This is a genomic window from Streptococcus mitis (genome assembly GCF_946188375.1).
In the GTDB taxonomy this organism is placed as follows: domain Bacteria; phylum Bacillota; class Bacilli; order Lactobacillales; family Streptococcaceae; genus Streptococcus; species Streptococcus mitis_CX.
Window position 1 is genome coordinate 393738 of the sequence record NZ_CAMHUS010000001.1, and the last position, 13348, is coordinate 407085.

The following is a 13348-nucleotide window of genomic DNA, read 5'->3' on the forward strand; positions in this document are numbered from 1 at the left end:
AAGCTATGGCACATATTCTCTTGGCTGTAACAGGGTCTATCGCCTCTTACAAGTCGGCAGATTTAGTCAGTTCTCTAAAAAAACAAGGTCATCAAGTCACTGTCTTAATGACTCAGGCTGCTACAGAGTTTATCCAACCTTTGACACTACAGGTACTCTCACAGAATCCTGTTCACTTGGATGTCATGAAGGAACCCTATCCAAATCAAGTCAATCATATTGAACTTGGAAAAGAAACTGATCTATTTATCGTAGTACCTGCAACTGCTAACACTATTGCAAAACTAGCCCACGGCTTTGCGGACAATATGGTAACCAGTACAGCTCTAGCCTTGCCAAGTCATATTCCCAAACTCATCGCACCAGCTATGAATACAAAAATGTATGACCATCCAGCAACTCAGGCTAATCTGAAAACATTAAAAACCTACGGCTATCAGCTGATTGCTCCTAAGGAATCCCTACTAGCTTGTGGAGACCATGGACGAGGAGCTTTAGCCGACCTCACAATTATTTTAGAAAGAATAAAGGAAACTCTCGATGAAAAAACGCTCTAATATTGCACCCATTGCTATCTTTTTTGCAACCATGCTCGTGATACACTTTCTGAGCTCACTTATCTTTAACCTTTTTCCATTCCCAATCAAACCGACCATCGTTCATATTCCTGTCATTATTGCCAGCATTATTTACGGTCCACGAGTTGGGGTTACACTTGGATTTTTGATGGGGCTACTTAGCTTGACCGTTAACACTATTACGATTCTACCAACAAGCTACCTCTTCTCACCATTCGTCCCAAACGGGAACATCTACTCAGCTATCATTGCTATCGTCCCACGTATTTTGATTGGTTTAACTCCTTATCTAGTCTATAAACTAATGAAAAACAAGACTGGTCTGATTTTAGCTGGTGCCCTAGGTTCACTTACCAACACAGTCTTTGTACTTGGTGGAATTTTCTACCTTTTTGGAAATGTCTTTGATGGTAATATCCAAAAACTCCTAGCAACCGTTATCTCAACAAATTCGATTGCCGAATTAGTCATTTCCGCAATTCTTACTCTAGCTATTGTTCCAAGACTACAGACTTTGAAAAAATAAAAACATCTCCACTTTCAAGCTTGAAGGTGGAGATGTTGCTCTATACAGTTTTTTTTAGTGAAATCTTTACCAATATTTAATTTAAAATGGCCTATAAACTTAAGTAAATCCTTGCTTTATTGTCTTGTTTGTTATACTATACTAGCGTATATACAGTCAAAAAGGAGATTCTTATGAATACACGGAAAAAGACACAATTTATGACAATGACTGCCCTCTTAACGGCTATTGCGATTTTGATTCCAATTGTTATGCCTTTTAAGATTGTCATTCCACCTGCTTCCTATACTTTAGGAAGCCACATCGCTATTTTTATCGCTATGTTCTTGTCGCCCTTGATGGCAGTTTTTGTCATCCTAGCCTCTAGTTTTGGATTCTTGATGGCTGGCTATCCCATGGTTATTGTTTTTCGAGCTTTTTCCCATATCTTTTTTGGAACTTTGGGGGCTCTTTACCTACAAAAATTCCCCGATACCCTAGATAAACCAAAAGCTTCCTGGATTTTCAACTTTGTGTTAGCGCTTGTCCATGCCCTTGCTGAAGTATTGGCCTGTGTCGTTTTTTACGCAACTTCTGGTACCAATGTAGAAAATATGTTTTATGTTCTATTTGTGCTAGTTGGATTTGGTACAATTATCCATAGTATGGTAGACTATACATTAGCACTAGCTGTCTATAAAGTGCTTCGCAAACGCCGTTAAAAGGAAGAACTATGACAAAAGATCGCAAACAAGCCCTGCTCCAACTCTTGAAAGAAACTCCTAAAGCCCTCAATGGCCAAAGTTTAGCTGAACATTTTCATGTTACACGCCAGGTCATTGTACAGGACATTGCAATTTTAAGAGCCGATGGCGCTCCTATCCTATCCACCAATCGTGGCTACGTCTATAAGCAAATTGAAACCAACCCTTATGTTCACAAACTTTTCAAAGTGAAACATGAAGTTGAAGAAATCGGTCAAGAACTCCTTGCTATCGTAGATAATGGCGGACGTGTTCAAAACACCTTGATTGACCATCCCGTCTATGGAGAAATTGAAACCTTGCTGAAACTGTCTTGTCGTAGAGATGTGCAACATTTTCTAGAACAAGTTGAGCATTCAGATTTTAGACCTCTGTCTGAATTAACAGATGGTATCCATTACCACCTAGTTGAAGCCGAAACACAACAAGACCTCCACTATATCGAGGAGGCCTTAGATCAGCTAGGTTATTTAGTAAAAGACTAGAAGATTTTCTTCGCCCAGCCATCTTCTGTACGGTGGCGGTAGAAAAATTCAGATTTGTCAGGAGCTTCCATCATCTCCATCAAAGGTAGCATATCATAGGCCAGATCCAAGTTTGGAATCTGGTCTTTTTGAATCCAATAGCTCAAATAGTAACAATGATATTTAAAAACCACATTGAATGAAAATTAACAACTACTTGCTTACTAAAAATATATCACCAGTTATGTTGATCAACATTATCCTTAGTCACAAGATAAATTGGAGAAACTGTTTCTTTTTCCAGTTTTTTCCCTTGATAATGATCTATTGCTGATTGAATAGCAATTTCACCCATCTTAGCTGGTTGCTGAGCAATAGTGGCAGTAATATCACCTTTTGCAATAGCATCATGTGCATCTGGTTGACCATCAATACCAACAATTAATACATTGCTAAGACCAGCTGCTTTTACTGCTTGTGCAGCTCCTAACGCCATCTCATCATTCTGTGCAAAGATTGCTTGTACTTCTTTGTTTCCTTGAATCATATTTTGCGCTGTATTCAAAGCTTTTGCGCGATCAAAATTAGCGGATTGACTAGAAAGAACATCTAAATTTGTCTTTGAAATTTGTTCAAATCCTTTACCTCTATCTACAGTTGCAGAAGCGCCAGGGACTCCTGATAATTCAAAAGTTTTTGCTTTTTCTCCCAATTGCTTGGTAATAAATTCTGCAGCCATTTTACCTGCTTCTACGTTATCAGAAGCAACAGTTGTCAAGACTTCACCACCATTACTACCGCGGTCAATTAAGATTACCGGAATGTTTGCATTATTAGCAGCTTTAATAGATGTAACAATTGCATCAGAATCAACTGGATTAATTAGTAAAGCATCTACATTTTGACTAATAAAATTTTGAATATCATCTGCTTGTCTAGCAGCATCATCTTGTGCATCTGCTATCTTCAAAGTTACTTCTTTTTCCCCTGCAGCTTTTTCAAGGCCATCTTTCATAGCCACAAAATAAGGATTGTTAGTAGTAGAAATAGAAACTCCTAATTTTAATTCTTTTGCCGACTTTTGAGTCGTAGATTTATTATCATTTGATGAATTTCCTAAACCAGTTTTTCCACAAGCTACTAAAGCAAAAATAAATGTTACAAACAAAGCAAAAATGCTAATTTTTTTAATATTTTTCATGTTATTACTCCTCGTAATATATATCTATAGGGATAGTTTCAATCCCGATTATTGTACGTCATCTAATAAATTGTTACTATTTCCAAAAAAATTGAAAATTATTCTACTGTTTTACAACTTTAAAACGATCAATCAGAACAGCAATTAAGATTACAACTCCTTTTACTACTTGTTGCCAAAATGCTGAAACACCAATAATATTAAGTCCATTATTCAAAACTCCAATAATTAAAGCACCTATTAGAGTCCCAAGTATACGACCTTTACCTCCAGATAAAGAGGTTCCTCCAAGAACAACAGCTGCAATAGCATCCATTTCATAACTAGCACCTGCTGTTGGTTGAGCAGAACTTAAGCGTGATGTTATAATTAATCCAGAAATTGAAGCCATAATACCTGATATTGAATAAATGATAATTTTCACTTTATTTAATTTCACACCTGATATATATGCTGCTTTTTCATTCCCCCCTATAGCATATACAGATTTACCAAATGCTGTTTTATGAAGTAAAACATATAAAACAATAAATACAATAAACATAATAATTACAGGAAATGGAATTCCTACTATGTAACCTTGCCCCAAAAATTGAAATAAGAATGTATCACTTAATCCTTTTGTAATAGGATTCCCATTTGTATAAACAAGTGTTGCTCCCCTAAAAATAGTCATAGTCGCTAAAGTGACGATAAATGGAGCTAATTTCCCGTAGGAAATCAATAACCCATTCATCATACCTAGAATGCAACCCAAAATTAAAGAGATGAGAATTGCTAACGTAACAGGCATTCCAGATCCTAATAAACCTGCTGTTAGCGCGCTGGATAAGGCTAAAATTGATCCTACTGATAAATCGATTCCACCTGTTAGAATAACAAAAGTCATTCCAAAAGCAATCAGTGCATTTGATGTTACTTGCAATAGTAAATTTAACAGATTATTTGCTGTTAAAAAATTTGAATTGATAATAGTGATGACAGCCATTAAAATTATCAATGCTATTACCGTTGTCAATTCTGACATGTACTTCATAGTATTTTTCACACTATTGTCCTCCTGTAGCTAGTTGCATAACTTTTTCTTGTGTAGCTTCTCGACGTGTTAATTCCCCACTAATTCTACCTTCATGCATGACCATAATGCGATCACTGACTCCAATCACTTCTGGTAAATCTGAAGAGACCATAATAATCGGTACACCTCGTTCAGCTAATTCATTCATTAATTGGTAAATTTCACGCTTAGCTCCAACATCTACCCCACGAGTTGGCTCATCTAAAATCAGTACTTTTGGTGCAATACCTATCCATTTTGCTAAAACTACTTTCTGTTGATTACCACCAGAAAGTGTCCCAACTTCCTTATCTGGATAACCTGATTTAATTTGTAACCTATCAATTAAGCGTTGTACAAATATACCACTTGTTTTATTATCGAAAATGCCATTTTTAACAAAATCACGAGTACTAGGTAAAGTCATATTATCTTTAATAGAAAAATCTAAAATCAATCCCTCATCTTTACGATCTTCTGTTAAGAAACCAATTCCATGCTTAATTGCTTCAAAAGGATTTTTAATTATCAGTTGTTCTCCGTTTATTATAATTTGACCAGATTTTAAAGAATCAATTCCAAAAATTGCTCGCATTATTTCAGTACGACCAGCACCCATCAAACCAGAAAAACCAAGAATTTCCCCTTGACGTACATAGAAAGAAATATCCGTAAAAGCATCACCAGAAAGATTCTTAGCTTGAAAAACAATATTCCCAATCTCAGCCTTTTTTTCTGGATAATAATCTTCTAATTCACGGCCTACCATCTTCTGAACTAATTCATCTGCATTAGTAAACTTCGTTTTCTTGGTATCAATTACAAACCCATCCCTCATAACAGTTATAAGATCTGTGATCTTAAAGATTTCTTCCATCCGATGTGAAATATACACAATACCTACACCATCAGATTTTAATCCTTCTATCACTTTAAAAAGTGTTTCAGTTTCACGATCAGTTAAAGCTGCTGTGGGTTCATCCATAATTAACAAGGAAACTTCTGATAATAAACATTTTGCTATTTCTATCATTTGTTGTTGTCCGACTGATAATTGACCAATGATTGCATCGAGAGGAATAGAGATATTAAGACGTTTAAATGCTTCTTTAGCTTTCCTTTCCATACTAACTTTATCTAGAAACCCAATCGAATTTTTAATTTCTCTTCCTAAAAAAAGATTATCAAGTACAGTCATATCTGGCCAAGTATTCATTTCCTGATGAATAAAACTCAGTCCAAACCGTTCTGCCTCTTGAGGATTAGAAAATGTTTTTTCTTTTCCATCAATAAAAATAGTTCCTGAAGTAGCTGGAAAAAGTCCAGTTAAAATATTCATTAAGGTTGATTTGCCTGCGCCATTCTCCCCCATTAAAGCATGAACTTCTCCTGAATTAAGAACCAAATCAATACTTTCTAAAACACGATTATTCCCAAAAGATTTTGAAATATTCTTCATTTCAATTTTCATAGGCAACCCCCTTCTAAATAATAACTCCTGATTGCAAGATTATATTCGAATATGGTGTATCTTCCCCAGTGCGAATAACTGCCTTAACTTTAGTATTCATAGCTTTCAATTCTTCATGACTAATATATTCAATAATTATATTCGATCCTAAAAGATCTAGAACTGCTTGCCACTGTTCTTTGTTTTTTTCCTTAATTTCTTCTGCTAAGAAAATTTTTTCAATAAGTACATGATCTGAATATTCTTTTAAAACTTCTAAAAAACTTGGACTACCTTTTCTTAATGCTAAATCAATTTTATCAACACCTTTTGGAACTGGCAATCCTAAATCTCCGATACAAACCAAATCCATATGACCTAAATCATCAGCTAGTTTCGCTATATTACTATTTAAAATCCCATATTTCTTCATATCCTGAATGCTCCTTTATTTCTTTCAAACTCGGCATACCTCCTTGCGCTCCAAATCTTTGAACAGAAAGATGTGAAGCAATCGTTGCAAAGGACAATGCAATATCCATCTCTTTTCCTTTTGAGATAGCATAAGCAAAAGCACCATTAAACGTATCTCCTGCTCCTGTAGTATCAACTACTTCTGCTTTTATAGCAGGAATTTTCTTAACTGCTGTCCCATCATAATAAATAGAACCTTCAACTCCTAATGTCACAATCATTTTATTAGGATAAATTTTAATAATTTCTTCTAATTTCTTATCTGGAAAAAGCTCTGAACATTCGTGCTCGTTAGGAGTAATAAAATCACAAAAAGGAATCATCTCTTTGTCTGTTTCTCTAGCTGGTGCAGGATTGTAAAGAACCTTAACTTGATTTTCTTGGCAAAATTTAGCTATAGATAAGTTGGCTTCATGTGGTATTTCATTCTGTAATACAACAATACTTGCATCACTAAGTAATTTCCACTCATTTTTCCAATCATTTGTTTTAACTAAATTATTAGCTCCGGGATAATAAATAATCCTATTATCACCTCCATATAAAGTAATTTGTGCAACTCCTGTAGACTGTGGTACCGTTCCCACATATGCTGTAGAAATATCATTATTTTGCAGATTGCTTAATAAATCTGCTGAAAAAATATCTTCTCCTACGTTCCCAAATATGTAAATATTATCTTCAACACTGGATAATCTACCAATAGCTACAGCTTGATTTGCACCTTTTCCACCTGGAACTATATTAAATGAATCGCCAAAAATCGTTTCACCTCCTTCTGGAATCCTTTTTGTTCTCATAACTAAGTCCATTGAAATGCTTCCAACAACAACAATTTTACTCATTTCTTTCTCCTTAATGTATTTCTTTCTATGTACCTAACAGGGAGTTTAATTTTAGCTTCATCTATAGAGAACTTATTTGCCATATTATAGATTAGCTTTGCAGCCTGTTCTCCCATTTTATATGATGATTGGTGGATAGTTGATAAAGAAGGATAAATAAATTGACTAAGTACAATATCATCATAACCAATGATTTGAATATCATCTGGAATTTTTTTCCCAATTGCTAAAATTTCATGAATATAAGCTATCGCATGAATATCAGAAGGTGCTATAATACTATCAATATTTGGATTTCTTTTTAGATTCTCTTTAGCTTCTTTTTGAATTTTTTCAAAGTCAAAAGTTTCACTTTCTTCAATACAAATTTCTAAATTTTTATTCCTCAAATAGTTTAAACTTGCTTCAAATCGTTCCACAATATTCTCAGCTTTATCATCTAAAACTTTGATGATCATAACCTGCTCAGCGCCAGCATTCCAAATTGCTTTAGCAGCCAAACGTCCACCCAACTGATTATCAGAAAAAACACCGTAGCCTGTATCTTTACTAATCCGGTCAACCACAACAACAGGTAATGTTAGATTTGGAAATTCCTTTGTAAAGTCAAGGGTTGTTATAATACCAGCTGCATTTGTTTTTAACAAAAGGTTTATATATTCTTCTAACGAATCATGATCTGAAATAGTACCAACCATAATCCTATAACCTTTATCTTTCAAATATGATTCGGCTCCTCGAACCAATCTTGGGAAGAACGGATTAGAAATATCTGGCAATAAGAGTCCTACCATTTGATTTTTTTTAGTTTTTAAAGATTGTGCTAATACATTTGGTGTGTAATTTAATTTCTTGATAGCATTTTTTATCTTTTCTCTCGCATCATCTCCGACATAGCCTTTTTTCGAAATATATCTTGAAACTGTTGACTTTGATACTCCGGCTTCTTCAGCAACCTGTTTTATTGTAGTCATCACTCCTCCTTTTTATTGTGGAACCGTTCCCTTATTTATATAGTAAGCGTTTTCTTTTGTTTTGTCAATACTTTTTTAGAAATATTTTAAATTTATTTCAGAGTACACATGTTTTTACTAATCTCCTATTACTATTAGATACGAAACACAACAAGACCTCCACTATATCGAGGAGGCCTTGGATCAGCTCGGTTATTTAGTAAAAGACTAGAAGATTTTCTTCTCCCAATCATCTTCTGTACGGCGAGGGTAGAAAAATTCAGATTTGTCCGGAGCTTCCATCATCTCCATCAAAGGTAGCATATCATAGGCCAGATCCAAGTTCGGAATCTGGTCTTTTTGCACCCAAGAAACTTTTCCCTCTTCTGAAGAGCGAAGGGTACCAGTAAACTCAGTCGCCTTGTAACAAACGACAATATAGCGCCCACCTGTATCTAGTGGCCAATTTTTAATGCCGACAAGTTGAGGATTTTGGATAGTCAATCCTGTTTCTTCGTAGATTTCACGAATGACAGACTCCGCAAAAGCCTCACCATTTTCTACATGACCTCCAGGAAAGGCATAACCTGACCAGCGATTGGTTTCAGGAGCGCGATACTGCATAACCACGCGCTGGGTTTCGAGATCTTCAATCAAACAAATATTTGTTAAAATCGTTAATTGGGAACGGGACATATTTTCTCGCTTTCTAATTTATTAAATTTTTCGACTTGGTACCAGTACCATTAGCTTCTACTTTTTAAAATTATTTAGAATAGAATACCATCCGTTTTTCCTTTATGGGCTTTCCAAGTTCAAGTAGCTTTTCTTGTCCATCAAAAGTAAAGCCCATTTTTTGATAGAAAGCAATGACTCGCTTATTATCTTTCAATACCCATAAGAAAATTTCAGAAAAATGATTAAGAGCAGTCAAAGCTGCTCTAACTAACTTTTGTGCGATACCTTTTCCATAATAGTCTTTTAAAACATATAAAGCAATAATTTCACCAGCTTGAATAGTCTCATCACGAAAGTTTCCATAACTGATAAAACCAACTACCTTCATGCCATCTATCGCAATCAATGTATTTTCTGGATACTTTTGACTAAAGAATCGACACCTTTCCAATGTCATTGTCTCCTGAAATTCTGCAGGCAAAAGGTCGTCATAAGCCTCTCTCCACGCTTTCCAGTGAACGAGAGATTTACTTTCTATCTCTTCAGGAGTTTCCATTGATTTGATAACAACCGTCATTTATTTTCTTCTCCTTAATCCAACAGTCTGACTTCCTTTGCTACTTTTTGTAGAAATTTTTCTCTTGTTGAACTTGTATTCACTTCACGTCCTAACTCTCCTAAGATTGAAACCCTCTTTGTTTTGATACCGCAATGATTCAGGACAGCATTCTTTAATACTGATATTCCATAACTGTCTGGAATATTAATCGGACCTGAAAATACTTTGTACCACCAAGTTGGTGCCATGGAGGTTGCATAAATACTAGCTGTTTTTCCTTTTAGTAACTTTTTAAACTGATTACCTCTCAAGTAGTTCAAAATAAAGCTTCCTCGATTATTTGCTGAGTATGCAATGCCTGGCGTAAAAACACGATCAATCCACCCCTTCAATAGACTAGGCATACTACTCCACCAAATTGGATAAACAAAAATGAAATGATCTGCCCACTGAATTAATTCCTGAGATCGTAGAATAAACGGATCGTCCTCCATCCTTTGTCGATAACCATAACGTAAAACAGGATCAAACTCTTCCTCATTAAGATTAATCATTTCAAGTTCATGTCTCTTTGAGTCTATATTTTCTACAATCGTTTGAAAAATTGCTTGGCAGTAACTTTCTTTATCAGGATGTCCATTAATAACTAAAATATTCATAAAATTCCCCTAATCCAACGCCTTGACTTCCAGCATCATATCCCGAATCTGGGCAGCCAGTTCAAAATCAAGCACTTCAACGGCTTCTTGCATTTGTTTCTCTAGTTTCTTGACTAGTTCTTTGCGCTCTTGTTTGTTGAGGCTATTGATGTCAACTTCCTTGTCTTCTTCCTTAGCAACTGCCTTGGTCACAGCAATCAGGTCACGGATTTCTTTCTTGATTGTCTGAGGCACAATACCATGTTCTTCATTATAGGCCATCTGGATTTTCCGACGGCGGGCAGTTTCATCGATAGCACGTTGCATAGACTGGGTCATTGTGTCCGCATACATGATGACATGACCTTCGCTGTTACGGGCAGCACGACCAATGGTCTGGATAAGACCACGTTCGTTACGAAGGAAACCTTCCTTGTCAGCATCTAGAATAGCTACGAGGCTCACTTCAGGAACGTCAATTCCTTCACGAAGGAGGTTGATTCCGACCAAGACATCAAAGACACCCAAACGCAGGTCACGGATAATCTCTGTCCGCTCTAAAGTCTTGATATCCGAGTGCATGTACTTGACCTTAATACCCATTTCTTTAAAGTAGTCGGTTAAATCCTCTGCCATTTTCTTGGTCAAGGTGGTGATAAAGGTTCGCTCGTTCTTTTCAACACGGGCATTAATTTCACCTAAGAGGTCATCAATCTGTCCCATAGTCGGACGGACTTCCACCTCTGGGTCCAAAAGCCCTGTCGGACGAATGATTTGCTCAATCACTGTCTCAGTCTGTTTATTTTCATAATCACCTGGTGTCGCTGAAACGTAAACAATCTGATGAACGTGACTCTCAAACTCCTCCCGACGGAGAGGACGATTGTCCAGAGCAGACGGCAAACGGAAACCGTAATTTACTAACATTTCCTTACGAGAGCGGTCACCATTATACATACCCTTGATCTGCCCCATGGTCATGTGGCTCTCATCAATCATAATCAAGAAATCATCTGGGAAGAAATCTAAGAGCGTATAAGGAGGCTCACCTTCGCTCCGTCCATCCATGTGGCGTGAATAGTTTTCAACCCCGTTGGTATAGCCCATCTCACGCAGCATTTCGATATCATACTCTGTCCGCTGTTTCAAACGTTGAGCTTCAAGCAATTTGCCTTCCTTTTCAAAGATAGCTAACTGCTCTTCTAATTCTGCTTGAATTTTAGCAATGGCAACTTCCATGTGGTCGTCATTGGTCACAAAGTGAGTAGCTGGGAAAATCGCTAAATGATCCACTTCTCCCAAGACCTGACCTGTCAAAGCTTCAACCTCACGAATACGGTCAATTTCATCTCCAAAGAATTCTACTCGAAAGGCATGTTCATCACGAGAGGCTGGGAAAATCTCTACCACATCCCCACGAACGCGAAATCTTCCCCGTTGGAAATCAATATCATTACGTTCAAACTGGATGTCAACTAAGTCATTCAAGAGTTTATCACGAGAAATCTCTAGACCAGGACGGAGACTAACGACACTATCAGCGTATTCCTTGGGCGAACCCAAACCATAGATACAAGAGACTGAAGCTACGACGATAACATCATTACGCTCCAGAAGGGCTGAAGTCGCTGAGTGACGAAGTTTGTCAATCTCATCATTGACAGAGCTATCCTTTTCAATATAGGTATCGCTAGAAGGGACATAGGCCTCAGGTTGGTAATAATCATAGTAAGACACAAAGTACTCAACTGCATTTTCAGGGAAAAATTCCTTAAACTCCCCATAGAGCTGTCCTGCTAGAGTTTTATTGTGGGCGATGACCAGAGTTGGTTTATTGACTTTGGAAATGACCTGACTCATGGTATAGGTCTTCCCTGTACCCGTCGCCCCCATCAGAATCTGAGCTTTTTCTCCCCCCTCGATATTATCAACCAACTGTTCGATAGCTTGGGGTTGGTCTCCTGATGGTTGATATTTTGATACTAGTTTAAATTGATTGTCAGTAATGCGGTTAATCATAAGAATCCTCTCTCGATGTGCTATTCCTATTTTAGCATACTTGTAACATTTTCACGAAGAAAAGGACGGACCTAAGTCACATCCTTTCATTTTCTTTCTTTAATTTATTAGCGAGATAGAGAATCATCAGTAGCAAGACCAGACTTGTCATGACAGAACCTTCTATGCCAAAAGAGCCACCTGATAGCCAGCTCTGATCGCCTTGTGGTAAAAAGGTCATTAGCGATGTTCCTGACGGCTGACCGCTAACCAAAATCCCAAATAAATTTCCCTGAGCAAAATTCCAAGCCCCATGAATACCTGCTACACCCCAAACTGTATCTGTTTTGAGGAGGTAAAGTGACATGGCAACTCCGAATAAAAAGAGATTCACTAGAGATAGAGGTGTGAGACCAGAATTTCCCACATGAAGCAGGGTAAAGAATAGGCTAGATATAACAACAGCTAGTTTTAGATTGGTTCTTGAAGCCAATTGAGGAAGGAGCCAAGCACGGGCCACCACTTCTTCTGTTGTCCCCTGTAAAATCCAAAATGGAATGGTAAAAATGACAAAGGCAAGCGAATAAGGATTCAAATGAATGGACTCAAAACGATATTGCCCTAATGCTACTAAACCTAACAAGGTCAGAAGAAAAAGTGCCAGACCTAGCCCAAATCCTTTCAGAAGATTGCTGAGGAAATTCTCTCTATAAAATCCCAAAGTTCGAATAGGTCTTTTCTCAACTTTTTTAGTCCATCTGAACACAGTGTTGAGAATAAAACCAAAGGCCAGCAATTCTAAAATTAAATGAAAGTCACTTGTTTTATCCATCAAGCCCTGCTGCAAGGTCTGCAAGTAAGTTGCAAAAGCTTGACCAGCCTCTCCAAAATTCCTAGCAAGTCCGATGAGAGCTAACAAACTAATACCATACAGAGTATAAGCCACAAACTCTCCTATGAAGACAAAAGCAAAGGCTAACAAGGGGCTTGTGTAAATGTTTAAACTCATTTTTGAAGCTTGGAAGTCTTTAAAAATTCTTTTGTTCTTCATATCTCCGTCCTCTTTTCTTCTATTATATACTATTATTATAGCACTTTGTGATAGCAGTTCAAGAAAGAAATAAAGGGCTTTTATGTTATATCTTCTAACATAAATGCTCCTAGATTTGCATTTTTTAGTTTTT

15 protein-coding genes and 2 pseudogenes are annotated in these 13348 nt (G+C 36.8%); 5 read left to right on the top strand and 12 right to left on the bottom strand.

What is annotated here, in order from left to right:
* Positions 1-5 precede the first annotated feature (5 nt).
* The 4 genes from coaC to N8M16_RS01925 all read left to right on the top strand — a co-directional run bounded on the left by coaC (position 6) and on the right by N8M16_RS01925 (position 2332).
* On the top strand, positions 6-557 hold the full coding sequence (coaC, locus tag N8M16_RS01910; protein ID WP_261026234.1) for a phosphopantothenoylcysteine decarboxylase: 552 nt from the start codon (positions 6-8) through the stop codon (positions 555-557).
* A complete protein-coding gene (locus tag N8M16_RS01915) occupies positions 541-1104 on the top strand; it encodes an ECF transporter S component (RefSeq protein ID WP_004254189.1) in 564 nt (187 codons plus the stop codon). The genes coaC and N8M16_RS01915 overlap by 17 nt, the downstream gene beginning before the upstream one ends.
* 173 nt (positions 1105-1277) lie before the next feature.
* Positions 1278-1805 carry an ECF transporter S component gene (locus tag N8M16_RS01920; protein WP_001097393.1) on the top strand — a complete coding sequence of 176 codons (528 nt, stop codon included), beginning with the start codon at positions 1278-1280 and terminating at the stop codon, positions 1803-1805.
* An 11-nt stretch (positions 1806-1816) separates the two neighbouring features.
* On the top strand, positions 1817-2332 hold the full coding sequence (locus N8M16_RS01925) for a transcription repressor NadR (RefSeq protein ID WP_000159191.1): 516 nt from the start codon (positions 1817-1819) through the stop codon (positions 2330-2332).
* On the opposite strand, the pseudogene N8M16_RS01930 reads toward N8M16_RS01925, so the two are convergent.
* From N8M16_RS01930 to N8M16_RS01960, 7 genes and pseudogenes are all read right to left on the bottom strand, one after another.
* A pseudogene (locus N8M16_RS01930) lies at positions 2329-2469 on the bottom strand (DNA mismatch repair protein MutT); the annotation flags it as partial. The gene N8M16_RS01925 and the pseudogene N8M16_RS01930 overlap by 4 nt on opposite strands.
* A gap of 77 nt (positions 2470-2546) precedes the next feature.
* The gene (locus N8M16_RS01935; protein ID WP_000789622.1) at positions 2547-3512 is read right to left on the bottom strand and encodes a substrate-binding domain-containing protein; all 966 of its coding nucleotides are present in this window, start codon (positions 3510-3512) and stop codon (positions 2547-2549) included.
* 103 nt (positions 3513-3615) lie between these two features.
* Complete coding sequence (locus N8M16_RS01940) at positions 3616-4560, bottom strand: ABC transporter permease subunit (RefSeq protein WP_004248623.1); 945 nt, start codon at positions 4558-4560, stop codon at positions 3616-3618.
* A gap of 1 nt (position 4561) precedes the next feature.
* The gene (locus N8M16_RS01945; protein ID WP_033687065.1) at positions 4562-6040 is read right to left on the bottom strand and encodes a sugar ABC transporter ATP-binding protein; all 1479 of its coding nucleotides are present in this window, start codon (positions 6038-6040) and stop codon (positions 4562-4564) included.
* A gap of 13 nt (positions 6041-6053) precedes the next feature.
* A complete protein-coding gene (gene rbsD / locus N8M16_RS01950) occupies positions 6054-6452 on the bottom strand; it encodes a D-ribose pyranase (RefSeq protein ID WP_000759835.1) in 399 nt (132 codons plus the stop codon).
* The gene (gene rbsK, locus N8M16_RS01955; RefSeq protein WP_024057579.1) at positions 6427-7338 is read right to left on the bottom strand and encodes a ribokinase; all 912 of its coding nucleotides are present in this window, start codon (positions 7336-7338) and stop codon (positions 6427-6429) included. Before rbsK ends, rbsD begins: the two co-directional genes overlap by 26 nt.
* Positions 7335-8312, bottom strand: coding sequence for a LacI family DNA-binding transcriptional regulator (locus N8M16_RS01960; RefSeq protein WP_000207598.1), 978 nt, complete (start codon positions 8310-8312; stop codon positions 7335-7337). The genes rbsK and N8M16_RS01960 overlap by 4 nt, the downstream gene beginning before the upstream one ends.
* A gap of 133 nt (positions 8313-8445) precedes the next feature.
* Between N8M16_RS01960 and N8M16_RS01965 the strand changes: the two are divergent.
* Positions 8446-8523 (top strand): annotated as a pseudogene (locus N8M16_RS01965) (DNA-binding transcriptional regulator); the annotation flags it as partial.
* On the opposite strand, the gene N8M16_RS01970 reads toward N8M16_RS01965, so the two are convergent.
* The 5 genes from N8M16_RS01970 to N8M16_RS01990 form a co-directional block, all read right to left on the bottom strand.
* A complete protein-coding gene (locus N8M16_RS01970) occupies positions 8520-8987 on the bottom strand; it encodes an 8-oxo-dGTP diphosphatase (protein ID WP_033685160.1) in 468 nt (155 codons plus the stop codon). The pseudogene N8M16_RS01965 and the gene N8M16_RS01970 overlap by 4 nt on opposite strands.
* A gap of 70 nt (positions 8988-9057) precedes the next feature.
* Positions 9058-9546 carry a GNAT family N-acetyltransferase gene (locus N8M16_RS01975; RefSeq protein ID WP_203180407.1) on the bottom strand — a complete coding sequence of 163 codons (489 nt, stop codon included), beginning with the start codon at positions 9544-9546 and terminating at the stop codon, positions 9058-9060.
* A gap of 14 nt (positions 9547-9560) precedes the next feature.
* Positions 9561-10187, bottom strand: coding sequence for an NAD(P)H-dependent oxidoreductase (locus N8M16_RS01980; RefSeq protein ID WP_024057962.1), 627 nt, complete (start codon positions 10185-10187; stop codon positions 9561-9563).
* Positions 10188-10196: 9 nt separating this feature from the next.
* Complete coding sequence (gene uvrB, locus N8M16_RS01985; protein ID WP_261069544.1) at positions 10197-12185, bottom strand: excinuclease ABC subunit UvrB; 1989 nt, start codon at positions 12183-12185, stop codon at positions 10197-10199.
* A 76-nt stretch (positions 12186-12261) separates the two neighbouring features.
* Positions 12262-13215: a CPBP family intramembrane glutamic endopeptidase gene (locus N8M16_RS01990; RefSeq protein WP_261069545.1), complete on the bottom strand. Its 954-nt coding sequence runs from the start codon at positions 13213-13215 to the stop codon at positions 12262-12264.
* Between the last annotated feature and the right edge of the window lie 133 nt (positions 13216-13348).